The 23,553-nt window shown below is 70.5% G+C and carries 24 protein-coding genes, 1 other RNA gene and 1 pseudogene; 9 read left to right on the top strand and 17 right to left on the bottom strand.

Annotated features, from left to right (window positions below; all coding sequences use genetic code 11):
• Nucleotide 1 precedes the first annotated feature (1 nt).
• Nucleotides 2–325: a thioredoxin domain-containing protein gene (locus tag ABD207_RS02265; protein WP_344009642.1), complete on the top strand. Its 324-nt coding sequence runs from the start codon at nucleotides 2–4 to the stop codon at nucleotides 323–325.
• A gap of 106 nt (nucleotides 326–431) precedes the next feature.
• Here ABD207_RS02265 and pspAB read toward each other — a convergent pair whose 3' ends face one another.
• The 4 genes from pspAB to ABD207_RS02245 form a co-directional block, all read right to left on the bottom strand.
• Nucleotides 432–1,010, bottom strand: coding sequence for a PspA-associated protein PspAB (gene pspAB / locus ABD207_RS02260; protein WP_344009639.1), 579 nt, complete (start codon nucleotides 1,008–1,010; stop codon nucleotides 432–434).
• A gap of 78 nt (nucleotides 1,011–1,088) precedes the next feature.
• A complete protein-coding gene (htpX, locus tag ABD207_RS02255; protein WP_344009684.1) occupies nucleotides 1,089–1,991 on the bottom strand; it encodes a zinc metalloprotease HtpX in 903 nt (300 codons plus the stop codon).
• Between the two features lie 5 nt (nucleotides 1,992–1,996).
• Complete coding sequence (gene pspAA / locus ABD207_RS02250; RefSeq protein ID WP_344009636.1) at nucleotides 1,997–2,275, bottom strand: PspA-associated protein PspAA; 279 nt, start codon at nucleotides 2,273–2,275, stop codon at nucleotides 1,997–1,999.
• The gene (locus tag ABD207_RS02245) at nucleotides 2,272–3,048 is read right to left on the bottom strand and encodes a PspA/IM30 family protein (protein ID WP_344009633.1); all 777 of its coding nucleotides are present in this window, start codon (nucleotides 3,046–3,048) and stop codon (nucleotides 2,272–2,274) included. Before ABD207_RS02245 ends, pspAA begins: the two co-directional genes overlap by 4 nt.
• A gap of 398 nt (nucleotides 3,049–3,446) precedes the next feature.
• On the opposite strand from ABD207_RS02245, the gene ABD207_RS02240 reads away from it, so the two are divergent.
• Complete coding sequence (locus ABD207_RS02240; protein ID WP_266552449.1) at nucleotides 3,447–3,926, top strand: general stress protein; 480 nt, start codon at nucleotides 3,447–3,449, stop codon at nucleotides 3,924–3,926.
• 139 nt (nucleotides 3,927–4,065) lie between these two features.
• Nucleotides 4,066–6,639, top strand: coding sequence for a heavy metal translocating P-type ATPase (locus tag ABD207_RS02235; RefSeq protein WP_344009624.1), 2,574 nt, complete (start codon nucleotides 4,066–4,068; stop codon nucleotides 6,637–6,639).
• A gap of 540 nt (nucleotides 6,640–7,179) precedes the next feature.
• Here the strand turns inward: ABD207_RS02235 and ABD207_RS02230 are convergent.
• Nucleotides 7,180–7,944 carry a CbtA family protein gene (locus ABD207_RS02230; RefSeq protein ID WP_344009621.1) on the bottom strand — a complete coding sequence of 255 codons (765 nt, stop codon included), beginning with the start codon at nucleotides 7,942–7,944 and terminating at the stop codon, nucleotides 7,180–7,182.
• A 16-nt stretch (nucleotides 7,945–7,960) separates the two neighbouring features.
• A complete protein-coding gene (locus tag ABD207_RS02225) occupies nucleotides 7,961–8,182 on the bottom strand; it encodes a CbtB domain-containing protein (RefSeq protein WP_171110568.1) in 222 nt (73 codons plus the stop codon).
• 265 nt (nucleotides 8,183–8,447) lie between these two features.
• On the opposite strand from ABD207_RS02225, the gene ABD207_RS02220 reads away from it, so the two are divergent.
• From ABD207_RS02220 to ABD207_RS02210, 3 genes are all read left to right on the top strand, one after another.
• On the top strand, nucleotides 8,448–9,023 hold the full coding sequence (locus ABD207_RS02220) for a histidine phosphatase family protein (RefSeq protein WP_344009614.1): 576 nt from the start codon (nucleotides 8,448–8,450) through the stop codon (nucleotides 9,021–9,023).
• A gap of 184 nt (nucleotides 9,024–9,207) precedes the next feature.
• Nucleotides 9,208–9,648 (top strand): hypothetical protein, encoded by a 441-nt coding sequence (locus ABD207_RS02215; RefSeq protein ID WP_344009611.1) that lies wholly within the window; start codon nucleotides 9,208–9,210, stop codon nucleotides 9,646–9,648.
• 488 nt (nucleotides 9,649–10,136) lie between these two features.
• Entirely contained in the window at nucleotides 10,137–10,790 is a 654-nt protein-coding gene (locus ABD207_RS02210) for a hypothetical protein (protein WP_344009609.1), read from the top strand.
• A gap of 83 nt (nucleotides 10,791–10,873) precedes the next feature.
• Here ABD207_RS02210 and ABD207_RS02205 read toward each other — a convergent pair whose 3' ends face one another.
• From ABD207_RS02205 to ABD207_RS02165, 8 genes and pseudogenes are all read right to left on the bottom strand, one after another.
• Entirely contained in the window at nucleotides 10,874–11,191 is a 318-nt protein-coding gene (locus ABD207_RS02205; RefSeq protein WP_344009607.1) for a hypothetical protein, read from the bottom strand.
• Between the two features lie 666 nt (nucleotides 11,192–11,857).
• Nucleotides 11,858–13,078 carry a DUF1015 family protein gene (locus tag ABD207_RS02200; protein WP_344009604.1) on the bottom strand — a complete coding sequence of 407 codons (1,221 nt, stop codon included), beginning with the start codon at nucleotides 13,076–13,078 and terminating at the stop codon, nucleotides 11,858–11,860.
• Nucleotides 13,079–13,160: 82 nt separating this feature from the next.
• The gene (locus ABD207_RS02195; protein WP_344009601.1) at nucleotides 13,161–14,462 is read right to left on the bottom strand and encodes an MFS transporter; all 1,302 of its coding nucleotides are present in this window, start codon (nucleotides 14,460–14,462) and stop codon (nucleotides 13,161–13,163) included.
• The gene (locus tag ABD207_RS02190; RefSeq protein ID WP_344009599.1) at nucleotides 14,459–15,610 is read right to left on the bottom strand and encodes a PLP-dependent cysteine synthase family protein; all 1,152 of its coding nucleotides are present in this window, start codon (nucleotides 15,608–15,610) and stop codon (nucleotides 14,459–14,461) included. Before ABD207_RS02190 ends, ABD207_RS02195 begins: the two co-directional genes overlap by 4 nt.
• A 145-nt stretch (nucleotides 15,611–15,755) precedes the next feature.
• Nucleotides 15,756–15,944 carry a hypothetical protein gene (locus ABD207_RS02185; protein WP_344009596.1) on the bottom strand — a complete coding sequence of 63 codons (189 nt, stop codon included), beginning with the start codon at nucleotides 15,942–15,944 and terminating at the stop codon, nucleotides 15,756–15,758.
• Between the two features lie 1,142 nt (nucleotides 15,945–17,086).
• Nucleotides 17,087–17,571, bottom strand: a pseudogene (locus tag ABD207_RS02175) (MFS transporter); the annotation flags it as partial.
• Nucleotides 17,572–18,012: 441 nt separating this feature from the next.
• Nucleotides 18,013–18,417: RNase P RNA component class A (rnpB, locus tag ABD207_RS02170), an RNA gene on the bottom strand.
• Between the two features lie 46 nt (nucleotides 18,418–18,463).
• A complete protein-coding gene (locus tag ABD207_RS02165; protein ID WP_344009594.1) occupies nucleotides 18,464–19,156 on the bottom strand; it encodes an NAD(P)-dependent oxidoreductase in 693 nt (230 codons plus the stop codon).
• 108 nt (nucleotides 19,157–19,264) lie between these two features.
• On the opposite strand from ABD207_RS02165, the gene ABD207_RS02160 reads away from it, so the two are divergent.
• Nucleotides 19,265–19,924 (top strand): TetR/AcrR family transcriptional regulator, encoded by a 660-nt coding sequence (locus tag ABD207_RS02160; protein WP_344009592.1) that lies wholly within the window; start codon nucleotides 19,265–19,267, stop codon nucleotides 19,922–19,924.
• Nucleotides 19,925–19,991: 67 nt separating this feature from the next.
• Here ABD207_RS02160 and ABD207_RS02155 read toward each other — a convergent pair whose 3' ends face one another.
• The 3 genes from ABD207_RS02155 to ABD207_RS02145 all read right to left on the bottom strand — a co-directional run bounded on the left by ABD207_RS02155 (nucleotide 19,992) and on the right by ABD207_RS02145 (nucleotide 22,248).
• Nucleotides 19,992–20,405: a hypothetical protein gene (locus ABD207_RS02155; protein ID WP_344009589.1), complete on the bottom strand. Its 414-nt coding sequence runs from the start codon at nucleotides 20,403–20,405 to the stop codon at nucleotides 19,992–19,994.
• Nucleotides 20,405–21,226, bottom strand: a complete 822-nt coding sequence (locus ABD207_RS02150) for a hypothetical protein (protein ID WP_344009587.1) — start codon at nucleotides 21,224–21,226, stop codon at nucleotides 20,405–20,407. Before ABD207_RS02150 ends, ABD207_RS02155 begins: the two co-directional genes overlap by 1 nt.
• A 515-nt stretch (nucleotides 21,227–21,741) precedes the next feature.
• The gene (locus tag ABD207_RS02145; RefSeq protein ID WP_344009585.1) at nucleotides 21,742–22,248 is read right to left on the bottom strand and encodes an ATP-binding protein; all 507 of its coding nucleotides are present in this window, start codon (nucleotides 22,246–22,248) and stop codon (nucleotides 21,742–21,744) included.
• Between the two features lie 148 nt (nucleotides 22,249–22,396).
• Here ABD207_RS02145 and ABD207_RS02140 point away from each other — a divergent pair, with 148 nt between their 5' ends.
• Both ABD207_RS02140 and ABD207_RS02135 read left to right on the top strand, forming a co-directional pair.
• Nucleotides 22,397–23,287, top strand: a complete 891-nt coding sequence (locus tag ABD207_RS02140) for a helix-turn-helix domain-containing protein (RefSeq protein ID WP_344009682.1) — start codon at nucleotides 22,397–22,399, stop codon at nucleotides 23,285–23,287.
• On the top strand, nucleotides 23,284–23,499 hold the full coding sequence (locus ABD207_RS02135; RefSeq protein WP_344009583.1) for a DUF397 domain-containing protein: 216 nt from the start codon (nucleotides 23,284–23,286) through the stop codon (nucleotides 23,497–23,499). The genes ABD207_RS02140 and ABD207_RS02135 overlap by 4 nt, the downstream gene beginning before the upstream one ends.
• The last annotated feature ends 54 nt before the right edge of the window (nucleotides 23,500–23,553 follow it).

The following is a 23,553-nucleotide window of genomic DNA, read 5'->3' as shown; positions in this document are numbered from 1 at the left end:
CATGGAGATCGAAGTCCTGGTCGTGCCCGGCTGCCCCAACGAGCAGACCGTCGCCGACCATCTGCGGCAGGCGCTCGACGACATCGGGCTGCGCGAGACCGGGTTCACCACGCGCGTGATCGCCGACCAGACCGAGGCCGAGCGCGACGGCTTCACCGGCTCCCCGACCATCCTCGTCGACGGGCGCGACCTGTTCACCGAGCCGGGCCGCCCGCCAGGGCTGGCCTGCCGGGTCTACCGCACCGCCCAGGGCCTTGCCGGCGCGCCCGACGCCGGTCAGCTGCGACGGGCCCTCACGGCCGTGGCCGAGGCCTCCCCGCACTGAGCGACACGTCCCTCCACACGTCCCCGGGCGCTCCCTTCGGGGTTCGCGTTGGCTGGAGAGGGCCGCAGCGCGGCGCAGGCGCACCTGTCAGAAGGTGGCCGCGGGTTCACAGGCCGGGGGCGCCCCAGAGCGGGAACCAGCGGGTCAGGTCCTCCTCGACGCGCAGGTCGTCCTTGACCGTGGCCTTGACCTGGAGTTCCAGCGGGTTGTCGCGTTTCTGGCCGGGCAGCGGAGCGAACGGGTAGAAGGTGCCGCGCTTGTAGAGGTAGACCAGCGCGAGGGGGCGCAGCTCAGCGTCGTGGAACGTGACCAGGGAGCACAGCAGTTGCGGGCCGAAGCCGCTGTCCTGCAGGGCGGTGTTCACCGCGTGCAGGTCGCTCACGAGGGCGGGCAGGTCGCCGGGGCCGCGACGGGAGAGCAGCCAGGAGTAGCCGTAGCTGTCACGGCTGAACTCCACCGGCACGCCGGCCCGTTCGGAGTCCGCGTCCAGCAGGGCCCCTACGTCCTGCTGGACTTGGGCGAATGCCCCGCCCTCGATGGCGGCGAAGCACACCGAGCCCGCTCCGGTCGAGGTGAAGCCGCTCGCGGCCTGGAGGGTGATCGCGGCCGAGGGCAGGCCGAAGAGCTGGTCCAGGTCGGGCTTGACCGGCTTGGTCCGGCCGAACAGGACGTCCAGGAAACCCACGGGGCCGTCAGCTCCTTCTGCCTGGGCCCGGCTCGGGCGGGAAACGCCGGGGCGGGCGGCCGGGACGGTGGTGGGTGGTCATGCCGCCTCACCCAGCTCCACAGAGATGGCCGCGAGCGCCTCCAGACGGCGTTCCAGGCTGGGGTGGGTGGAGAACATGCTGGCCAGCGCCGTGCCGGGCCCGAGCGCGGGGGTGAAGAAGAACGCGTTGAACGCCTGCGCGGTGCGCAGATCCTGGGTGGGAATGCGGGCGATGTCGCCGCTGACCTTGGTCAGCGCCGAGGCCAGTACCGAGGGTTTCCCGGTGAGCATGGCCGCAGCGCGGTCGGCGGCCAACTCGCGGTAGCGGGACAGTGCCCGGATGAGCAGGAAGCTGAGGGCGTAGACGAGCGCGGACACCGCCATGACGATGGCGAGCAGGGCGGCGGTGTTCTGGTCACGGTTGCGTCCGCCGAACAGCTGGGAGTAGAAGGCGAAGCGGACGATGAGCCCGGCGATCACACCCAGGAACGAGGCGATGGTGATCACCGCGACGTCACGGTGTGCGACATGGGACAGCTCGTGGGCGAGGACGCCTTCGAGTTCATCGGTCTCCAGGCGGCGCAGTAGTCCGGTGGTCACGCAGACGACGGCGTGGTCGGCGTTGCGGCCGGTGGCGAACGCGTTGGGCAGGTCCATCTCGGAGACGGCCACCCGGGGTTTGGGCATGTCCGCGGTGGCGCACAGCCGGTCGATGACCCCGTGCAACTCGGGCTGTTCCTCGCGGCTGACGAAGCGGCCGTGCATGGCGTACAGGGCGATCCGGTCGGAGAACCAGAACTGCGCGACCAGCAGGGCGGCGGCGATGACGACCACCAGGACGACGGACTTGAGCAGCACGATCAGCGCGGCGATGAACGCCACGTACACCAGCCCGAGCAGGAACATCGTGACCGCCATGCGGGCGGTCAGCTGCCGGTCGGGCTCGAAGCGGCTGCGCATCGTCATCACCCCGGGATCAGGCCCTCGTCGGAGAGCAGTTCGCGCACCTGCGCGAGGCTGGTGTCCGCATCGGGCAGCACCAGGTCGGACGGTGTGATCCTTTCGTCCGGCAGGGGTGTGCCGAGGCTGCGTACTGCGTCCAGCAGGGCTGACAGGGCGGCGGTGAACGCGGTCTCGTCGCCCGCGTCCGCGGCCGACTGCAGCGCCGCGTCCAGTTCGTTGAGCCGGTCAAGGTGCTCTTCGGTGATCTCGTACTGGCCTTCGCCGAGAATCCGCATGATCATGACGTTGTCTCCTGGTCCGGCGGTGCCTGCCTGGCTCCGCCGCCCTCCACGGCCGGCGGTGTGGAAGCCGCCGGGAGCTGCGCCTTCATCATGGCCAGTTCCTTGTCGACGTCGCTGCCTGCGGTGACACGTTCGAGTTCGGCCTGGATGTCGTCACGGCCGGCCGGAAGGGTGGCGTCCTCCAGCGCGCCGGAGGCGAGCAACTCATCCAGCGCACCGGCGCGGGCCTGCAGCTGCTCGGTCTTGTCCTGGGCCCGCTGCATGGCCAGACCCACATCGCCCATCTCCTCGCCGATGCCGGTGACGGCCTCGGTGATGCTGGTCTGCGCCTCGGCCGCGGTGTAGGTGGCCTTGATCGTCTCCTTGCGGGTGCGGAAGCTGTCGACCTTCGCCTGCAGGCGCTGCGTGGCGAGGGTGAGCTTCTCCTCCTGGTCCTGCAACGACGCCTGCTGGGTCTGCAGGTCGGTGATCTGGGAGGCCACGGCGGTGCGCCGGGTCAGGGCCTCGCGGGCGAGATCCTCGCGCCCTGCGGCGAGCGCCTGCTGGGCCTGTCCCTCCAGCTTGCCGCCGGACTGCTGCAACTGGCTGATCTGCAAGTCGACGCGTTTGCGGCTGGTGGCCACATCGGCCACGCCGCGCCGCACCTTCTGCAACATCTGGAGCTGCTGTTCGTAGGAGTAGTCCAGGACCTCGCGGGGGTCCTCGGCCTTGTCCAGGGCCTTGTTCGCCTTGATCCGGAACAGGGCGGCGATGCGGTGAGCGATGCTGCTCATGACGGCCGCCTCCTCTCGATGGGGTGAGGAATCAGCCAGGCCACACGGCGGACACCTTCAGGCTCCGGCCCGGTGGTCCGGGCCGCAACCTCGATCCCTGGGGTACCCGGCCATCCTCGCCCCGCGATACCCAGCGGGGTAGGGACCAGCGGTCCCCACTCGGGGCCGGTCGGGCCCTGCACCGGGTCCGCACCCCGGGAGCAGTCTCGCCGAAGCCGACCAGTACCGCTGTGCAGAGTTTCCTGCTCGGCGGCCAGCAGCCTGTTCGGGCTCGCGTTCTGCAGAACTTCGACGTCGCCGACCCGTTCTTCCGCCCCTCATGCGCTCACCCACGGCAGCGTGCGTTGCACGAGAGATGGCACGGGCGCAGGCTGCTTGATGACGAGGGGAGTCCTTCGATGACCCAGCACCCGCCTACCACAGAGGTCGATCGTCCAGTCGTCGGCTCGTACCCGACCTACACCGGCGCCCAGCGCGCGGTCGATTTCCTGTCCGACAGCAGATTCCCGGTGGAACGCACCGCGATCATCGGCTCGGACCTCCGCATGGTCGAGACCGTCCTCGGCCGGCTCACTCGCGGCCGGGCCGCCCTGGCGGGGGCCGGCACCGGCGCCTGGTTCGGGCTGCTGGTCGGGCTGCTGCTGTCGGTGTTCTCAGCCGGCAACCACCACGCCTTGGTACTGATGCTGAGCGGACTGGCCTACGGCGCCGTCTTCGGCGCGGTCTTCGGGTTCGCCGGTCACGCCCTCAGCGGCGGCCACCGCGACTTCTCCTCCCGCAGCCAGATCGTGGCCGCCCGCTACGACGTGGTCGCCGACGCCGAGGTCGCCGAGGAGGCCAAGAACCTGCTGATCAAACTAGCCTGGCGCGAAGAGTGACCTGCCGTCGGCCTTGCCACCACGGGCAGCGCTGCGAACACCCCTGTCTCTCGCAAGGGCCTCGCCACCGGTCGGCCAGACTCCACGTGCTCGACGGCTCTGCCCCTCAGCCGTCCCGGACTCACTCGCTGAAGGAGGAGTGACCGTGCAGCACCACGCGGATCATCAACATCACGAAACGTCCGGGCGCGAAGATCCCGGTAAGGAGCGGACCACAGCAGTTCTGGATGTGCGCGGCCTGGCCTGGGCGTCCCAGCAGAGCACCGTCACCGCTGCGCTGGGCCGGCGGCCTGGCGTACTTCAGGCCGAAGTCAACCCGGTCGCACAATCGGCGACGGTTGCCTTCGATCCGCGGCGTACGTCACTGGCCGAGCTGCGCCGCTGGGTGACCGAATGCGGCTACCACTGCAACGGCCAGTTGGTGCCGTCCCATGTCTGCGATCCGATGGCCGAACCGGACCCTGCTGTCGAAGCGGCTGAGGACCGTCATGCGAATCCTGAGGGCCATGCCGCGCGGGTGGCCGTTCCAAGCGCACCTGCGGAGCACGCCGACTACGTCGAGCACGCGGCGGCCGAGGCTCCCGCCGAGGCCGAGGAGATGCCGACACCGCACGAGCTGATGGGACACGGCGGCCACGAGGCCATGTCGATGGCGGCGATGGTGGCCGACATGCGCAACCGCTTCCTCGTAGCGCTGCTGTTCTCGATCCCCATCGTCATCTGGTCACCGATCGGCGAGGACGTCTTCGGTCTGGACGTCCCTGTGCCCTTCGGGCTGCGCCAGGATGTCTGGGCGCTGCTGCTGAGCCTGCCGGTGATCTTCTACTCGTGCTCGATCTTCTTCGACGGCGCCGTGCGCGCGCTGCGTGCCCGCACCCTGGACATGATGGTGCTGGTCGCGGTCGCCGTCGGCTCCGGCTGGACGTACTCGCTGATCATCACGCTCACCGGGGGCGGCGACGTCTTCTACGAGGCGGCTACCGTGCTGGCCTCGTTCGTGCTGCTCGGCCACTGGTTCGAGATGCGCGCCCGGGGCGGCGCCAACGACGCCATCCGCACCCTGCTCGACCTCGCCCCGCCCAAGGCACTCGTCGTGCGTGGCGGGCAGCCGGTGGAGGTGCCCACCGCCGAGGTCGTGGTCGATGACCTCCTGCTGGTCCGGCCCGGAGCCAAGATCGCCGTCGACGGGCTCGTGGAGGAGGGCGAGAGCGAGGTCGACGAGTCGATGGTCACCGGGGAGAGCCTGCCCGTGCACAAAGCCCCCGGCTCGCAGGTCATCGGCGCGACCATCAACGCCAACGGCACGCTGCGCGTGCGCGCCACCAAGGTCGGCTCCGACACCGCCCTGGCCCAGATCGTCAAGCTCGTCCAGGAAGCACAGAACTCCAAGGCACCGGGCCAACGGCTCGCCGACCGGGCCGCGTTCTGGCTGGTCTTCGTCGCCCTGATCGGCGGCGCCGCGACGCTGGCCGTCTGGCTGCTGGCCACCGACCGCTCGCTGGGCACCGCGATGCTGTTCGCCATCACCGTCGTCGTCATCACCTGCCCGGACGCCCTGGGTCTGGCCACCCCTACGGCCATCATGGTCGGCACAGGACTGGGGGCCCGGCGCGGGGTGTTGTTCAAGAACGCCGTCGCCCTGGAGGCATCGGCCGGAATCCAGACCGTGGTCATGGACAAGACCGGCACCCTGACCAAGGGCGAGCCGGAGGTGACCGACCTGATCACCATCCCGGGAACGGACGAGGACCAATTGCTGCGGCTGGTCGCGGCGGTGGAGCGCGAGTCCGAGCACCCGCTGGCCGAAGCCGTCGTACGGTACGCCGAGAGCCGGGCCGTGGCGGCAGTGAGCGCGCGGCACTTCGAGAACGTCCCCGGCCACGGTGCGACCGCTGTCGTAGACGGCCACCGGGTCGCGGTCGGCAACCGCGGACTGGCGTTGCGCGAAGGCGTCGATCTCGGGCAACTGGCCGCCCGGCGCGAGGCGCTGGCCGCCACCGGCCGTACCGTCGTCGTCGCCGCCGTCGACGGACGGGCGACGGGCCTGATCGGCATCGCCGACACGCCCCGGGAAACCTCGGCCGACGCCGTGGCCGAACTGCACGCCCTTGGCGTCGAAGTGGTCATGCTCACCGGCGACAACCAGGCCACCGCCGAGCGGATCGCGGACCGTCTGGGCATCGACACCGTCATCGCCGAGGTCCTGCCCGGGGACAAGGCGGCCAAGGTGGCCGAACTGCAACACGGCGGCCTCAAGGTCGCCATGGTCGGCGACGGCGTCAACGACGCACCCGCCCTCGCCCAGGCCGACCTCGGCATCGCCATCGGCGCCGGCACCGACGTGGCCATCGAGACCGCCGACCTCGTCCTGATGCGCTCCGACCCCCTCGACGTGCCCACCGCCCTGCGCATCGGCCGCGGCACCCTGCGCAAGATGCGGCAGAACCTCGGCTGGGCCATCGGCTACAACGCCATCGCGCTGCCCATTGCCGCGGGCGTCTTCGAGCCCGCCCTCGGCCTGGTGCTGCGGCCGGAGATCGCCGCGCTGTCCATGTCCGGGTCCAGCATCATCGTCGCCGTCAACGCCCTCGCCCTCAAACGCCTGCACCTTCCCGGCGCGGCACCGTCGCCCGCCGACCAACCTGCCGGCGCCCCAGCCGCCCTCGCCACGAGCGAAAGCGCCGGGCTCGACACCGGCCACCGTGCCACCTGACCTCCAGGGCTACGGGGCCGGGGCTACGGGCGACAGGGCCAGGGTCGGCCTGCCCGTCGTACCGAACCGCGCACACGAGCTCGAGGACCACCGGGAAACCGGGGAGGGCCCGACAGAAGTCGAGTACGGGCAAGGTGGATCTGCCGTCGGGCAAGGTCAAGGTGACCAGCGAGCAGCCGCTGGATCCCGCTGCCGTCGCCGCCGCGGTCGACGAGGCCCGCTACGAGCTCGTCGGCGGCGAGAGCCGGTGAACCGGCGGGCGGAGTTGCTGCGCCGAGCCGTCGGCCCCCGTCGCCAGGCTCACGGCTGCGGCGTTCTCCACGCCGCGGACCCGCCTCACGGAGCCCGGAGCCGCCCCGGCTCGAAAGCCCTGCAGGTGCGGCAACGCACCCACGGTTCGCTGACCTGCTCCGGTCACGTCGGTTGAAGCCGCGGTCGCGGCCGAGGCCGCTTCGCCCTTCGGTCCTGCGAAGACGGCTGGACCTGCCGGGCGCGCCCCCGGCAGGTCCAGCCGCAGTGCTGTACGCGGCGCTGAGTCCGTCAGGCAGCCGGTGCGGACAGCTCCGCGCCCCGGCCGGCCGAGGCAGTGGCCCTCGGCTCCAGGACACGCTCGGCGAGGTACCCGAAGAGCAGGCCGAAGGCCGCCCAGAGCAGGGCCTGGACGCCGAGGGAGGCCATGCGGAACTCCCACAGGTCTGTGGCCGGGAAGCCGTTGGGCACGTTGTCCCCGGACGGCAGGAACACCATCGCGACCGTCACGGCCGCCAGGAAGGCCAGCCCGGCGGCTGTGGAGGCGTTCCAGTTGCCCCAGCCGGGGGCGAGGCGGCGGCCCAGCAGCACGGCCGCGATGCCGAGCAGGACGCTCAGCGCGATCATCAGGAAGTACAGGGCGGTCCGCTGGTCCAGGGTGTCGGGGTTGCCGACGGCGGGCGGGTTCGCCGGGTACTTGAGGGTGGGCACCAGGTAGACGGTGAGGAACGCGGCGAGTGCGGTCAGGGCGGCCGTGGCCCGGGCGCCGAACTGGCCGATCCGGCCCAGCGCGAAGCAGAACGCGAGGGCGGCGATGCCGCCGACGGCCACGCCGAAGACGAGGACGCCGGTGGCCAGCCCCGCGGTCGACTGCACCGACCGGCTGACCAGCTCCTCCCCGCCGGCGGCGTGGTGGGAGTTCGACTCCTCGAAGGCGATCGCCGCGTCGACCGACCCCTCGCCGACGAAGTACGCGAAGGCGAAGGTCAACATGCCGGCGCCGAGGCCCGCGAGCATGCCGCGCACCAACAGGGCTCGCACTATTGCGGAGTTCATGGGTGTCCGCTCCCCGTCAGTGGCAGGGGAAGCCGAGCAGGTGACGGCCGTCGTGCACCCACTCGTGGACGCCCTCGCCGGAGAAGACGGCGAAGGCGCCCTGCTCGGCGCCGACGAAGTAGAGCAGGACGAGCATCAGGAGGCCGAAGAACACAGCCCAGGGCAGGATGGCTCGAACGGGCAGCGGGGCTGTGACGGGCAGGGCGGCGGGGGCAGGGGCGGCAGTGGACTGCGCCATGGCGAGACCTCCTCGGGAACACGCGTCCCGTGTCATGTGGAGCACTCGACGACGGCATCGGGTCTGACTCACCGCCATCCCCCTGCATCCCTTTGGGGCAGGAGCCTGCGGCACACAGTGGCGCGACCGTGCCGGGCTTGCACCGGACTTCCGAGGCGCCGTCGTCCTTGTCGCCCAAATCGTAGGGGCACGGCGACAATCAGCCAACATGGCGTGCGCCACCTACCATGGGCCGGCCGGTGCGGACCCGGCGAAGGGGGCTCTCATGACAATCCGGCTCACGCTGTTGTGCGCCGCCGCGCCCATCGCGCGCGAGGTGCGCTTCGCCGACACCCCGCTCGACGAGCGGGCACTGCGGCAGGCGCGCACAGCCGCTGGATCCCTGCCCACAGCGACCGTCCGATACGCCGCGCCCTCGCAGCGGTGCCGCCAGACCGCCGAGGCGCTGGGATGGGACTCCGCCATCACCGAACCGGCGCTGCGCGACGTGGGCATGGGCCGCTGGTACGGCCGTACGCCGGAGGAACTCGCCACGGCGGACGCCGCCGGGTTCACCGCCTGGCTGAGCGATCCGGAGGCCGCACCGCACGGTGGCGAGTCCGTGGCCGACGTGTGCCGCAGGGTCGCCGAATGGCTCGATGCGCTGTCGGCCGATGCCGGGCGGGTGGTGGCCGTGGTCGAGCAGGCGGTGGCGCGTGCCGCGGTGATCCGCGCGCTGGACACCCCGCCCGCGTCGTTCTGGCGCATCGATGTGCCTCCCCTAAGCGCCGTATCGCTCACCGGGCGGGCCAGGCGGTGGAATCTGCGGATGGGAGCCGTCGTGGGAAGCGGAGACAGCTGACGGTAGGCGCTGGCCCGGTGGTATGGAGGGACTGCCTGCCCGAGCCGCGTCGCACGACGAGGGCTACTCACCACCGTCCGGACGCAGACAGCTTGCCGCCCGGTCATCGAGCACCGGTACATTGATGCGCCGCGACAGTAGAGGGAAGGTGCCATATCGGCGCCACGGCGAGATGACGGAGCGTATGAGCTACAGGGCCAGGGCGGAGCGAGGCGTCGTCGGGCGCCTGTTCCTGCTGCTGCTCCTCGCCCTCGGCCTGATGCACCTCCTCGCCCACGCAGGCGACACCGGCATCGGCCACGAGCGCGAGACAGTCGCTCATGCTCACGCGGTTCAGTCCGAGCCGACCACACCGGGTGAGGCGATCCCGCTCGTCGCGACGGCGTCCGTCGAGCACGACCATCACGGCACCGAGGGCACGACGGATCTCGGCCTCTGCGCGGCTGTCATCGGCTGCTGCGCTCTGCTGGCGATTGGCGGTAGGCGACTCCGCGGTCGCCGCATCGCCCTGCTCCCCCTGCGCAGGAGGCGAAGGCGAGCCGCGCGGTCCGGCCTGTTCCGACCACCAGATCCACGTCTTTCGCGAGGCGTCGGTATCGCGCAGCTGGCAGTCCTGCGGATTTAGGCCGCCGACACGGCGTGCAGGCCGTGTCCTTCCTCGTGCGACGTCGTACGACGCAATCAGGCACCACCCGGGGTCCGGCACCCTTCGCGGTCCGGGCCGGGCGGCGTACGCCTGGGCACTCCTGCCGCTGATCCGACGCATCCCTGCCACGCATGCCCCCGGCGGACCGGGCACGCCTTGCCGCGTGCCGGCCGACCCGCGAAAGGCCCCTCCTCGTGACTCAGCCCCACCTCGTCGACCGTGTCGGCGTGCCCGCCCAGCCGCAGGCACGCCACCCTCGCCCGCAGCAGTACCAGCAGCAGCCCTCGTATCAGCCGCACCCGCCACGCCAGCAGCGGCCGCATGGCCATGTCCGACCGGATGTCCAGCCCGCTCCAGCTCCTACGGTCTCGGAGTCCAGCCCGCGTCAGCACCAGACGTCGGAATCCCACACCCCTCCCCCGACCGGTGGCCGCCGGGCACGTCGGCGGGCGAAGAAGCGGACACCGGTGATCGGTGACTACCTGGGATACGCCACGACGTTCGTGGGTGCGGGTCTGATCAGTGGCGCGGTGGTGCACCATCCGCTGGATCCGGACCGGTACACAGTGATCGCGTTGGTCGGTGCGGGCGTGTTCCTCTGCGCGACCCTGCTGAACGAGTTCATCCTCAAGCGGCAGCGGCCCAGCGCCTCGAAGGTGGTCGCGATCGTGCTGGCCTCGCTAGCGCTGTCGTTCGGCATCGGCATGCTCAGTGGCGGGATGCAGCACTTCGAGGACTTCCCCGAGCGGGCGGCGATGCTGATCCCGTTCGGGCTGGCGCTGTCCTTCGTGGCGTACGTGCTGCGCTACGACCCCGCGCGCTGGCGCAGCATCATCGGCCCGACCGGGTTGCTGGTGCTGGTCACCGCGGCAGTCGCGTTCGTCGGGCTGCGCGGTATCGCCGCCGACATGGCCGCCGAGTCGGGCAGTGGCGGCCACAGCCACGGCGAGGAGACCACGAGCGAAACGGAGACGGCGAAGACAGACGACGGTCATACGCAGGACAGCCACACCGAGCACGCCGGAACGACGGCGCCCGAGGCCTCGCCCAGCGCCGAAAGCACCGGATCCGGCGCAGGCGAGGAAGAAGCCGGTCACGCGGAGGACGGACACGCCCACTGAGTCGGAGCGCCCGTGGCCGGGGCTGCTAGCAATGGACACCTGCTGCGGCTCCCGGCAGCGGTGGAGCGATCACTTGATCCGGTTCACCGTTTCTTCGGCCGGGCGGAGTTCCAGTCGGTGGTCAGCCCTGCGGTCACCGCGTCGAAGCGATGGCGGTCGGCCTCTGAGAGCTCGGCTTCTACGCCCAGACGAAGGTCATCAACAGCCTCGCGTTCTCCCTGCCGCTGTCCTTCGGTGTCGGCCTGGTCGGCGGCGGCATCCAGCATTTCGAGCAGTTCCCCGAGCGCAGCGCCTGGATTACCCCCATCGGCCTGCTCATGTTCGTACGTCGCGTTCGTCGCCAAGAACTCCAAGGGCCGCTGGCGGCACCTCCTCAGCTCGTTCGCGGCCGTCGTCGTCATTGCGGCCCTCGCCTGGCGGGGGATGACCGCCCTCGCCGGCTCCATCAGCTCCGACGGCCACAGCCACGACCACGGCTCCACGACCAAGACCCCCGCAGAGCCGGACCGGGCTCCGTTGAGGAGGATCAGACTCCCGTTGAGCAGGACACCCGGCCGAGCCGGCATCATACGTCCCATAGCCACTGACCCGGGTCCGGCACCTCGTAGCCGTTCTCGCAGGCCCACGCGGACCACGCTGGGCTCGTACTCCCGCTCACGGCGCTTGCGCGTGCCGTCGGCGGGCCCGGGATGCGGCGCGTTCTAGCGAGTGCGCCGCTCGGCGAGGCGTCCCTCCAGCCGGTTCTCCTCGCTGGTGCTTCCCCAGCTCGCCGCGGCGGGTGAGGGCCCTTGACCAAGTACGCCGACAATCCCTCCATACGGGAGTCCCGACGGATCGCCGACCTCAACCCTGGTCTTCGGCGCCATCACCACAAGCACTCAGGTGGGGCAAGCTCAATCCGCCCAAGCCACGCCGCTGCCCGATGCGGGTGGTCGGCAACGAAAGGCACCGCGCGCCGCTCGCTCTCGCAGCGTGACCGACCTCGATCGGTGATCGATCACTAACTGGCACTTCGGGGAGATGACCCGCACCTCGAACCTCCGGTCCGGCGAACGCCGGCGCAGCACTTACGACAGTCCGAGGACGCGCATGGCCAGACCGGCTGTCGGCTTGGGCCCGAACGAGGTGGACTTGCGGGGCAACCGCACTCCGGCACCGGCCAGTTCCCACACCGTGTCCTCGCTGATCGCGGGCAGCAGAAGCGCGCTGCCGCTGTCGGGTCCGGCCACGGCCGCGGTGGCCTGGGGGAGGTCGTGGACATACGTCACGGCACCTGGCAGGTCGGGTACGGACCAGGTGTGGCGGAGCAGCAGGTGGTCGCTGACGGCAGCGGGGAGTTGCGCCCACCGACTGGGATGGCCGGCCAGGGCTTCGTGCAGGGCCAGAGGGTCGGGATCGGTGATGGTCCACGCCTGCTCTGCACCGGTGAGTACCAGTTCACCGGGCTCGGGCGGACGCGGCCCTGTGGGAAGGGGCAGAACCCGGGCCACCTCGGACGCGGCCTTCGCCGCCTTCTCCGGTTCCAGTCCGGTCATCACACGGTGGATCGCGGAGAGCTGGAGGGGGTACGTCGTGGTGTCGACGAGCAGGGTGAGGCTGCTGTCCCAGGGGCTGCCCGCGTCGCCGCTCAAGTGGAGACAGGCGGCGTGGCGGTGGTGGCCGTCGGCTATGAGGGCCTTACCGGTGGACAGGCCACTGGTGAGGAGCGAGAGTTCCGTGGCGTCCTCGCACGCCCACAGCCGGTGGGTGAGCTCTCCGACGCGGGCCACGGCGACCGGTGCCCGACGCGTCACGTGCTCCGCGACCTGCGCAGCCGTCGACTCCGCGCCTCGGCAGGCCACCAACAGCGGCTCCAACTGGGCACGCAACCCCGCCATATGGCCAGCACGCTGCCGGACCACGTGGGCGGACACGTCTTCGTGCGGCAGCAGCTGCCCTCCATGGCGTGGCAGCACCAGATCACCGATCAGGCCACGTTGCAGGATCCGGGCGCCCCGCTGCTGTTGGTAGACGTACAGGGCGGGCCGCTCGTCCCGGCGGAGCACGCCGCGTCGCAGCCAGCGCCCCAGTTCCCGGGCGGCGGCCTGCGGCGCGTCCGCGTACAGGAGTCGGGCCACGTGGTGCGGATGACGCCGGAGTTCGCGGGCGCGGGTGGCGCCGAGGTCGTCGTAAGGCGGAGCGAGGAGGTCGGTCAGATCGCCGACGCGGTCCGTGTCGTAGCGCACCGCCCGGAAGGGCCGGAGCTGCAACGGGGTCGGCTTCGCGATGGGCTCGGCAAAGGTGGGCATCAAGAACTCCAGGAAGAGGGCACGGCCCAGCAGGGGCGGGGCACCGTGTGGTGCCCCGCCCCTGGGCCAGCGGGCCGGTGGGTCAGACGGTGGCGGGCAGCGGCTCGGAGGCGGGCGGCGCCGCCAGTCGGCCGGTGCGGTGCAGGCCGTACAGGGCGGCCGCGCACGCCAGGCCGAGCGCGATCAGCGTGATCCACGGCAGCGCGGGCATCCCGGCCGCGCGGGCGGCGTCGAGCGCGGCGCCCGTGCCCAGATTCCCGACGGTGATACCGATGCCGCAGATCGTGTTGTAGAGCCCGTAGTGGGTGGCGACGAGGCGGTCACCGGAGAGGCGGACGATGGTGTCCATCTCGAAGGGGTAGGCGATCATCGTGCCAATGGCCAGCAGCAGCGCGGCGAGCGTCGGCGGCGCGGCCGCGAGCAGCCACAGCCCGATCCCGGACTCCGGTACGGGGACGGCGGTGGCGAGCAGGAGAGGTACGAAGGCCAGGCCCATCGCCGCCAGCCCACGCACGAGCGCCTGCCCGGGCTCGTACCGCTCCTTGCACCACGCCGTCACCCGCGTCTGGCAAAGGATCGTGCTCAGCCCGGAGACCGCGAAGAGCATGGCCACCGCCGCCGTGCCGAACTTGCCGTCGCCGCCGAGCCGGCGCACCTCCAGCGGCAGCGCCAGATAGACCTGGAAGGTCAGGACGTACGAGCCGATCATGGCGACGGAGAAGAGCAGGAACGGCCGGTTGGCGAGGATGCCGCGCCACTGGGCGAGCACACCTGGACCGCCGTCGCTCTGCTGCCGCTTGGCGTCCTCGGCCCGCCGGGCGGGCAGCGCGCGGATCTGTACGACGCTCAGCAGCGCGAAGATCCCGGCTGCCACCAGGCAGGTGACGCGGAAGTCCACCCCGGTCAGCACCATGCCTACCAGTGGGCCCAGCAGGATTCCCGCCTGGTAGAAGACGTTGAACAGGGCGAACGCCTCGACCCTGCGCTCCCCGGCGTCGGCCGCGAGGTAGGCCCGCACGGCCGGGTTGAACAGCGCCCCGGCCAGCCCGGTGGCCGCCGAGGCGGCGAGCAGCGCAGGCAGCGAGTCCACGAGCCCGAGCGTCGCGAACCCGAGGGTGCGCAGGACACAACCGGCGACGATCATCGGCTTGTAGCCGAGCCGGTCGGCGAGCGTGCCGCCGACCAGGAACATGCCCTGCTGGCTGAAGTTCCGTACGCCGAGGACGAGTCCCACGATCCAGCCGGCCAGGCCAAGCGTGCCGGACAGGTGGGCGGCCAGATACGGCATCAGCATGTAGAAACCGAGGTTGATGGTGAACTGGTTCACCATCAACAGCTGGACGCTGCGCTCGTACGACCGGACCCGCGTGAGCAGCCCTTTCACCGTCCCTCCTCCGACGAGTCCGACCCAGCGCCCAGGGTGTCTGAGGCGTCCGCAGCGAAATCCTGCGCTGTGTCCTGCAGGGTGAGGGGATCGACCACGGTGGTGCACCGGGTCCAGCGGGTGACCTCCTTCTCGTCCAGGCGGCCGATCAGCTCCGGTTCGGGCGCCGGAGGCGCGTCCAGCAGGCCGTGGGCGGCGCAGTAGTCGTCGTCGTAGACCGTCCCCAGGTAGCGCTGCGGGCCGTCGGGGAAGACCGCGACGACCCGTGCGTCCGCGGGCATCGTCCGGGCCAGCCAGCCGGCCACCAGCGCGACCGCGCCGACGCTCCACCCGCCGGTGGCGTAGTGGGAGGCGGCCAGTTGACGGCAGGTCCACACGGCCTCCTGCGGGGCCACCCAGTGGACCTCGGAGAACTGCTCGTAGGCGACGTTGCGGGGGTAGATACTGGAGCCGAGTCCGCGCATCAGCCGGGGCCGGGCGGGCTGACCGAAGATCGTCGAACCCGGTGTGTCCACACCGACGACGGTCAGCTCGGGGTAGAGCTGCCGCAAGACTCGTGAGACGCCGGCCGAGTGGCCGCCGGTGCCGACGCTGCACACCAGTACGTCGATGTGGCCCATCTCGGCGGCGAGTTCGAGGGCCAGTGGGGTGTAGGCGGCGACGTTGTCGGGGTTGTTGTACTGGTCCGGGCACCAGGAGCCGGGGTGCTGCTCCAACAGGCGCTGCACGCGGTCACGGCGGGCCTGCTGCCAGCCGCCCGAGGAATGCGGCTCGGAGACGACGTTGACCTGGGCGCCGTACGCGGTCAGCAGCCGGGTCATGGACAACTCCAGTCCCGGATCGGTGACCAGGGTGACCGGGTGGCCGTACACCATCCCGGCCAGGGCCAGTCCGAGGCCCAGCGTCCCGCTGGTGGACTCGATGATCCGGCCGCCGGGCCGCAGGTCACCACGGGCCCGGGCCCGCTCCACCATGTGCAGCCCCGGACGGTCCTTGATGCCGCCGGGGTTGAACCCCTCCAGCTTCGCCCAGAAGCCACGTCCGGCCGGGGCCAGCGGCTCCGACACGCGCAGCAGCGGGGTGTTGCCCACCAGCCCGGACAGGGCGGACTGGCCCGAACCGGTCGCGGTCTTGGTCAATGAAGGCATGTCTGTGTTGTCACTCTCGCTCGATGAATGCACGGGTGCGGGTTCATCTCGCGCCCCATGGCGACAGAGCGGACCGTGGGTCGGTCCGCGCTCAGGCCATGAGTGCGCGGCAGCCGACGAGGTCGGTCGGCTGCGAGCGAGTGGTCTAGATCCGCCAGCGAGACGTACGGACGAGCGCCACACGGCCGGTGCGCGCGCTGCGACGTCTGCGGGATTCATGCCGTACGAGCGGTCTCCCCGCCGCCACGGACGTGGCGACGAGCACGACGACAGCCAGCGCGGCGAGGGGAAGATCCTCGATCGACTGGGCCGCCGTACGGATGACGACGTCCATCACGCAGTCCTCGGCCCCGTGGGGAGCATGGGGCCCGTGAGGCTCTCCGCCTGCAACCATCGCCGATGAAACGGTGGGGACGGGCACCGACCCGTGCGTCTCCTCGGGCACTCCGTGGATGACAGCGCACAGAATGAGCGCGATCACGAGGGTGCCGCGGATCGCCGAGAGGAGTCGGCGCCACCGGGGCGAGCCGCACGAGGCCCAGGGAGCGTGCGAGGGCATACAGGAAGGTGTCGGCACAGGTCCTCCGCGCTGCTGCCGCTCTCCGACGAGGACGGAGGGAGGCGCAGACATGGGTGGGGGCAGGACAGCTTCGACGAACGTGACCGGCCCATCATGGGCACGGAATCGGGAGCTCGTCGCGCGTGATCAGCCGAACCGGTGACACCGGCGGGCCGGTTGGAGGACTTGGTACTCCTAGACCTGCTGCACCACGGAGGCTGCTCTCAGAGCCGCGGGGGACGCCCCGCCCATGGGCCCACCAGATGCAGGCACACGCACGACCGACGCATCGTGGGCACCGTTTGATTCGCGAATCGACGCTGCAAAGCAGGGAGCGGCCAGGGCAGGCCCCTGCTGAGGCTGCCCGGATACACACTGCTCGCCAGGATGAGACGACTCGTGATCACCATGATGGCCGGCCGCTTCCGCAGTGAACCGGGTTCCAGACTCAGCGCCAGCATGGCGAATGTCATCGGCCGACAGTGCCGCAGGGGTTGATGCGCTGGTGGAGAGGTGTCCGTTGGCAGTCTCCACGTATGCGCCGTGCGACACGAGGACGCCGAACAGGAGCACGGCCAGGGCCAGCACGCGCAACAGCGGACCCGCACCGAAGCGGGTCCTGTCCATGCGCCAGGATGACCAAGCCGTAACCATGCCGTGATCCTAGCGGCTCTTCGGCAGTGATCGACCACCAGTCCTAAAACATCGGGTTAACTCGTCAGGTGAATGGCTGGTTTGCTGCGGCGAGTATGCAGACGGCACACGTGCCGCAGCAGCGCGCCTCAGTGTGCGTGTGCCCGGCTCCGTCCTCAGCGGGCTCGGCCTGCGAAGGCTTCTCGGGCTCATCCACTGCGCCGCCCGCATGCACCGTGAAGGCTGCCGTGCGCACGGTGCCCTCGTGCTGGAAGTCCAGGAACAAGCGGTACGCACCGGCGCTGGGCGCCGTAGCCGTGAAGGAGACCTCGGATGGCGAAGACCGCGAGCGCCAGGCCGGCGGTGACCGCGGCGGCTCCCAGCACGTCGACGGCACCGCGACGGCTGCCGACGGCGGGCAGGAGCTTGGTGGCCGCGAGGGTGGCGACGCCGTAGAGCGCCATGGCCTTGCCGAGCTCCTTTGGGTCGTGCGCGAAGAGCATCATCAGCAGTGTCATGGCCGACGGCGCGATCAGCGCGCCGCCTACGCCCGGAACGGCACGGCCGACGACCTCCACCCACGCCGTCTGCGCGGCTGCGGCGACGACCGAGCCGGCGATCAGCACGGCCAACCGGTGTTGAAGATCTTACGGGCGCCAAACAGGTCGGAGAGGCGGCCGCCGAGCAGCAGCAGCCCGCCGAAGGCGATGACGTAGGCGTTGAAGACGCCCGGGCCGGTGCCGCAGAACCCTGAGTCCAACCACGGCACGCGGGGCGACGGCGCCGCGCCCTCACGGACGGGAACGCCATGCCGCCACATCACCGCCTTCACCAGAACCAGTGGTTCCAGGCAGAGCAGTCAGCGAGATGCTCTCGCCGGTGGTCACTGAAGACGAGGGCTACCTCGACCTGCTGCGCGAGCCATGTCGCCGATCCGACCCGCAACGCGGACGGCGCGCCGCCGGGCGGCCATCGGTGCGCGAGTGCACCCGAGCGAGTCGGCAAGAAGACACCTCGTACATGTACTTCCGAATGCATCCGGCACCTGAATGTCCACTCCAGACCGGCATCGGACCACATTCAACACCCGGAATGCCCTGATCTGTCGCATAGATAGTGGACAGGGGCGACAATACGCGGGCCCAAATTCGACCCGGGTAGTTTGTTCAGCGAGAAAACATGGCCTCTGACCTGCGAAAATAAAGAGTGGCAGACGAGTCAGGCTATACGCCGGGTTCTGTTCCCCGGGGTCCTCGCGGACCCAGGGGCGACGGCCATCCATCTAGGACCGGTGTTGCCACCGGCCTCGTGCGGTCTACCCGCGGACTCGGGCGGGCAGCCCTCGAGCGTCCGCGCAGAAGCACCGAGGTGCTTCCTCTTGACCTTGCTCCGGGTGGGGTTTACCTAGCCGCCTGAGTCACCCCAGACGCTGGTGGTCTCTTACACCACCGTTTCACCCTTACCGAGGACCGAGGTCCCCGGCGGTCTGTTTTCTGTGGCACTGTCCCGCGGGTCACCCCGGGTGGCTGTTAGCCACCACCCTGCCCTGTGGAGCCCGGACGTTCCTCGGGGAGCCCCCGCAAGGGGAACTCCACGCGGCCGTCCGCCCGGCTCGTCTGCCGTGGTGACCATGGTACGGCACGTACAACACCCACCCGGGCTCACTTCTTCCGCACGCCCTCGTTCCAGATCAGCTTGACGATGTTCGGCTTGACCTGCGTGGTGACGACGCCCATGGCCGTCCGGACGTACCGCCGCTCCTCCAGTTCGCGCAGCATGCTCGCCGCGAGGTCGGTGCGGGCGGTGAAGACGCCGTCGGCGCTGGTCTCGGCGGTCACGTAGTCCGTGACCTGGGGGTGCTCGAAGAGGCCCGAGGGCCGGACGAGGGTCCAGTCCAGCTCCGTCTCCCGGATCACCGCCTCCATGCGGCGCATGTCTGCGTGCAGGGTGCGGCCGAGACGGCGGTTCACCAAGGGGTCCAGGACGTGGTTGAAGAAGTGCGCTCCGGTGGGGCGCCAGCCCGGGTCGGCGACGCTGGAGCTGATCGCGAGCAGACGCTTGACGCCCTGGCGGGCCATGGCCCCGGTGAGGGCCGTGGCGCTCGCCGAGTAGGTGGTGATGGTGTCCTTGCTGAAGCGCGTGCCCAGGGCGGACAGGACGGCGTCCGTCCCGCGGATCGCCTCCTCGACGGCTGCCGGGTCGGTGGCGTCCGCGACGGCCACGCCGAGGCCCGGCCCCTCGGAGAGCGACCCGGGGCGGCGGGTCACGGCGACGACCTCGTGGCCGGCGGCGAGAGCCTGGGCGGTCAGATGGCGGCCGGTCGGTCCGTTGGCGCCGAAGACTGCGATGCGCATGGTTGCGGGCGTCCCCTCGTGAGATGGCTGGAACGTGAGATGGCTGGAACGTGAGATGTCTGGAATGCCCTTGACCGTGCCGGTGGCGGGACGCGAGGCTCAAGCCTGATGAATAACGCCGTTGCCGCTCCTGCCGCCCCGGCCCGCCCCCGGGGGCGTCCACGCGGGAATCCACCGACCCGTGCGTCGATCGTGTCGGCGGCCCGCGCGCTGTTCCTGGAGCGGGGGTACCGGGGCACCACGGTGCGGGCGGTGGCGGGGGCCGCCGGTGTCGATCCGGCACTGATCGCCTACCACTTCGGCTCGAAGAAGGGCCTGTTCGCGGAGGTGATGCAGGTCCACTGCGCCGAGACACTGGCGGTGGACGAGGTCCTGGGCGGTGACCCGGCCACCCTCGCCGGCCGTCTGGTCGACGCGGTGACGGACCTGTGGGAGGACGCCGACTTCCTGCAGCTCACCGCGCAGGGCTACGAGGCGGCCGAGGTGATCCGCGAGTACCTCGAGAGCGAGCTGCTGGCCCGGCTTGTTGAATTTCTCGGCGGCCGCGACGCGACCGCCCGCGCAACGGCCGTGGTGACGATCCTCGGCGGTCTGATCTACACCCGCTATCTGAACCCCCTGCCCACCCCCGCCGCCCTCACCCCGTCCGAGGCCCGCCACATGCTCACCCCCGCACTGCAGGCGGCCCTGGCCCCGAGACCGCCCCGCACGACAGCAGCGACAGGGCGCATCCGCCGAAGCGCACGGGGCTCCTCCGCCCGGCCGTGAGTCTCAGAGGAAGTCGGCGGCCTCCAGTTCGAACGCGCGTTCGACATGCGCACGCTTCCATCTCACCTCAGTCCGCGGACGCCGCGTGCCCGTCGGCTGGGGCATCCGGCGTGGCGAGCGCCGTACCGAGCGCCCCGACGGTCTCTCGCCAGGCGTGTACCTGGGCGTGGCTCGGGCCGAGTTCGTCGTGGTGGTACTTGCAGCCGGCGCCGAGAGCGTTCCACAGGGCGCTGACGCGGTGGGCCACGTCGGCGCCCGCGTAGTGGCGCAGGCAGAGGATCTTCGCGCGCATGCTCACCTTGCGGAGTCCGGGTTCCCGGGCCGTGAGGGCGGCGTCGACAAGCGCTTCGAGAGCGATCCGCAGCGCGTAGGCCGCGCCGCGGGCGCGGCCGGCCGGGGTCAGCGGCCCACCCAGGGTCTCGGAGAGGAGGGCGCCAGCGGTCGCGACGAGAGCGGTGAAGCCAGCGGGAGCGGCGGGCATCAGGCGTTCACCTCCGGCTTGCGGATCCGATGGGCGAGGTTTTCGACCTTCCTGACGAAGGCGACGGCGTCGGCGGGGAGGAATCCGTCGGGGTGGGCTCCGCGCTGGCACTGGCGGATCAGGGTCGTGCTCTCGGGCCCGTACAGGGTGCGCAGACGGCTCCTGACCTCCTCGTCGGGGTGGACCTCACCGTCGTCGAAGAGGGCGAAGGAAGCGAGCGGGATGAGCCGGTCGGTCTCGTCGATGGCGGCCTGCAGACGGTCCACGGACAGCCCCGTGCGGCTCCGGCGGATCCAGGCCGCCTCCACGATCGCCTTGGCCAGGGCCTCCCGGCACAGGGCCGGCAGCACATTGCGCAGTGCCTCTGCGGGGCACTCCTTGGTCTGGGCAAGGGCCGTGGCGTCGTCGATCGCCTCCTGCACCGGGTCGGTCTCGGTGGTGACGTGCACCTTGGACCTCTCGCCGCGCTCCACCTTCAGCACGGTCACGGGCATGCCCTGGCGGCGGAAGGCGTGCGGCAGGACGTTCTTCAGGTCGACGCTGCTCTGACGGCGGAGCTTCTCCCAGATCCGCTGCATGTGGCCGGCGAAGGCGTCGACACGGGCGTCGCGGATCTCGGTCGTCACCTTCTTGATCCACGCAAGGGCGGCGTTGATCTCCGTCCTGCGGGGCTTGGCCGCGTCGGCCTCCCTGGACCGCTTCGTCCACTCGGCCAGCAGCTCGACGACCGCGCGCCAGCGTTCGTCCTTGGCGGCGAGCGAGCTCCTCGCGGGCCGTCCGGGCCACGATGTCGCACGCCTCCGCCAGGGCCAGTGCGGCACTCGACGCGCGCTCGGCGAGTTCGGCGGGGTCGGTGATCCGCCGGCAGTCGATCCAGGCCTGCCACGGCTCGGTGAGCACGGCGGGGATCTCCCGCGGCGGGAGGATCAGGTCGTGCAGGGTCCGCTGCGCGGTCCGCAGAGCGGCCACGGCCGCACGCACCGCTTCGGCCTCCCGCAGGAGCGCGGCGATCTGCGCCTCGGCACGTGAGGCCCACTCCCGGTCCAGGACCCGCTCCGTGCCACAGACCGGGCATGCCGTGTCGTCGGCGTGACGGTCGCTGTGGTCCAGGGCGGCCTGGAGCAGCTGGGCCCTGCTGTGGGCGTCGGCGGCCGCGGTCCCCTTCAGATCGTCGACATCGGCGACACTGATGTGGATGGGCGAGCACCGGCAGGCGCGGGAGGCCGGCTGGGGCCGCCGGTGCCTGTCGACGCAACGGAACCGTAGGAGTGGCATGGATTGTTGACGGTGGCTCAGGTTGATGATCCTGGTTATCAAGTAGTAGTACTGGTGAAATTCAGAGAGCCGTGTACTCCGCCCACACGGTCTTGCCCGGCCCGTCCGGGCGGGGGTGCCAGTCCCAGCAGGTCGCGAGGTGCGATACGAGGACCAGTCCGCGACCGCCCTCCTCATCACCGGCCGCCTCGAACGGGTCTGCGGCCGGCCCATGAGGGTCGTCGGGACGGCGGGGGCGGCGCTCCGCCCGGGTGTCGGTGACCTCGATGCGCGCGGTACGGCTGCCGGGGGTCACATGCAGCCGGAAGTGGAAGTCCCGGCCCGGTACATGCCCGTGCCGCACGGCGTTCGCGGTGAGCTCGGCGACGATCAGCGTGATCTCGTCATGGGCCCGCGATCCGTACGGGATACCCCAGGCGTCCAAGCGCACGGCACACAGACGCCGGGCCAGACGGGCGCCTCGCGGGGAGGAGGTGAAGCGCATCTCGAAGAGATGCACGGGTTCCGAGTGCGCTGCAGGGCTGGAGAGTTGCGTGGTACGCACGATGCTGGGCGGATTGGTCGACATGCCTACGAAGATCCCGCCGGTCGCGTAGCGTTACCAGTGGTGACGCACTGACGCCGCTGGGGTGTACGCGCGGTGCGGCGATGTGTACGAGACGCAAGGCGTGACAGCGCCCCTCCGTGGGCGTTGGGCCGGGGAGGCGGTGGTCGCGGTGACGACGGAGCCGGTCGAGACCGACGCGGGCACGGTCCCGGGCAACGGATGGGCGGGCGACGGAGACACCGGGGGCCGGGCGGCGGACAGAACCCACCAAGGCGTCGTCGCCGCGTTCGGGCAGACCATGAAGACGTTACGAGTACGGGCCGGGCTGGACCGCGCCGAGTTCGGCCGGCGGATCGGCTACTCGGCGGCCACGGTCGCGTCCTTCGAGCAGGGGCGGAGGATCCCCTCGCCCCGCACGATCGACCGGGCGGACGAGGTGCTGGGGGCGGATGGGCTGCTCCGTGTGTGGAAGGAGCAGGTGGAGCGGGCGCAGTATCCGGTGTTCTTTCAGGGGATGGCGCAGTTGGAGAAGGAGGCTGTGGAGCTCCTCTCCTACGACACCCTGGTGGTCAAGGGCCTGCTCCAGACCGAGCAGTACATGAGAGCACTGCTGGGGATGCGGCGCCCTCCTCTGGACCAAGACACCATCGAGCAACGGGTGGCCGCACGTCTGGCACGGCAGGAGATCTTCGATCGCCGACCCGCTCCACTGTTGAGCTTTGTCATGGATGAATCTGTGTTGCACCGCAGGTATGGCGGCAAGGAGGTGTTGCGCGGCCAACTGGAGCATCTGCTCCTGATCGGCCGGAAACCCAACGTGGAACTTCAGATCATGCCGCTCCGGTCCGAGGAGAGCGCTGGCGTGGACGGCCCCTTCACCATCGTCACGAAGAAGGGCGGCAAGAAGTTCGTCTATGCAGAGGCCCAGGGAACCAGCACCCTGCAAACCGACCCGGATTGGGCGACGCTCGCCGCCGCCCGCTATGGGATCATCCGATCGCAGGCTCTCACCCCACGAGAGTCGCTGGAGTTCATCGAAGGGTTGCTGAGAGAGCTATGAACAACGCCGAGTCCTCGGTCACTGCCTCCGCCCTCACCTGGATCAAAAGCAGCTACAGCGGAGCCGAGGGAGGCGACTGCGTGGAGGTCGCAACCGGTACAGCCGCTGTGCATGTCCGGGACTCCAAGGCCGTCACCGGTCCCGTCCTCACGGTCTCGCGTGCGGCATGGGCGGGGTTCGTCCGGCACGCCACGTCCGGGCAGCACGTCTGAGCTGTCCCGAGTTTCGTAGAGTCCGGTGATCTTGTTTCAGGCGGACTGCGGGGT

Source organism: Streptomyces thermospinosisporus (genome assembly GCF_039526425.1).
GTDB classification, from domain to species: domain Bacteria; phylum Actinomycetota; class Actinomycetes; order Streptomycetales; family Streptomycetaceae; genus Streptomyces; species Streptomyces thermocarboxydovorans.
The sequence above is the reverse complement of the archived record's forward strand: the minus strand, read 5'-3'. Positions and strand labels throughout refer to the sequence as shown.

Coding starts and splice junctions, on each gene's coding strand:
- ABD207_RS02230 (WP_344009621.1), bottom strand. CDS start 7,944: ATGAACTCCGCAATAGTGCGAGCCCTGTTGGTGCGCGGCATGCTCGCG.
- ABD207_RS02240 (WP_266552449.1), top strand. CDS start 3,447: ATGACCCAGCACCCGCCTACCACAGAGGTCGATCGTCCAGTCGTCGGC.
- htpX (WP_344009684.1), bottom strand. CDS start 1,991: ATGCGCAGCCGCTTCGAGCCCGACCGGCAGCTGACCGCCCGCATGGCG.
- ABD207_RS02165 (WP_344009594.1), bottom strand. CDS start 19,156: ATGCGCATCGCAGTCTTCGGCGCCAACGGACCGACCGGCCGCCATCTG.
- ABD207_RS02220 (WP_344009614.1), top strand. CDS start 8,448: ATGACAATCCGGCTCACGCTGTTGTGCGCCGCCGCGCCCATCGCGCGC.
- ABD207_RS02155 (WP_344009589.1), bottom strand. CDS start 20,405: ATGCCCGCCGCTCCCGCTGGCTTCACCGCTCTCGTCGCGACCGCTGGC.
- ABD207_RS02205 (WP_344009607.1), bottom strand. CDS start 11,191: ATGACGACGACGGCCGCGAACGAGCTGAGGAGGTGCCGCCAGCGGCCC.
- ABD207_RS02225 (WP_171110568.1), bottom strand. CDS start 8,182: ATGGCGCAGTCCACTGCCGCCCCTGCCCCCGCCGCCCTGCCCGTCACA.
- pspAA (WP_344009636.1), bottom strand. CDS start 2,275: ATGATCATGCGGATTCTCGGCGAAGGCCAGTACGAGATCACCGAAGAG.
- ABD207_RS02215 (WP_344009611.1), top strand. CDS start 9,208: ATGAGCTACAGGGCCAGGGCGGAGCGAGGCGTCGTCGGGCGCCTGTTC.
- ABD207_RS02200 (WP_344009604.1), bottom strand. CDS start 13,078: ATGCCCACCTTTGCCGAGCCCATCGCGAAGCCGACCCCGTTGCAGCTC.
- ABD207_RS02185 (WP_344009596.1), bottom strand. CDS start 15,944: ATGGACGTCGTCATCCGTACGGCGGCCCAGTCGATCGAGGATCTTCCC.
- ABD207_RS02145 (WP_344009585.1), bottom strand. CDS start 22,248: ATGTCGACCAATCCGCCCAGCATCGTGCGTACCACGCAACTCTCCAGC.
- ABD207_RS02245 (WP_344009633.1), bottom strand. CDS start 3,048: ATGAGCAGCATCGCTCACCGCATCGCCGCCCTGTTCCGGATCAAGGCG.
- ABD207_RS02265 (WP_344009642.1), top strand. CDS start 2: ATGGAGATCGAAGTCCTGGTCGTGCCCGGCTGCCCCAACGAGCAGACC.
- ABD207_RS02160 (WP_344009592.1), top strand. CDS start 19,265: ATGAATAACGCCGTTGCCGCTCCTGCCGCCCCGGCCCGCCCCCGGGGG.
- ABD207_RS02190 (WP_344009599.1), bottom strand. CDS start 15,610: ATGCCTTCATTGACCAAGACCGCGACCGGTTCGGGCCAGTCCGCCCTG.
- ABD207_RS02135 (WP_344009583.1), top strand. CDS start 23,284: ATGAACAACGCCGAGTCCTCGGTCACTGCCTCCGCCCTCACCTGGATC.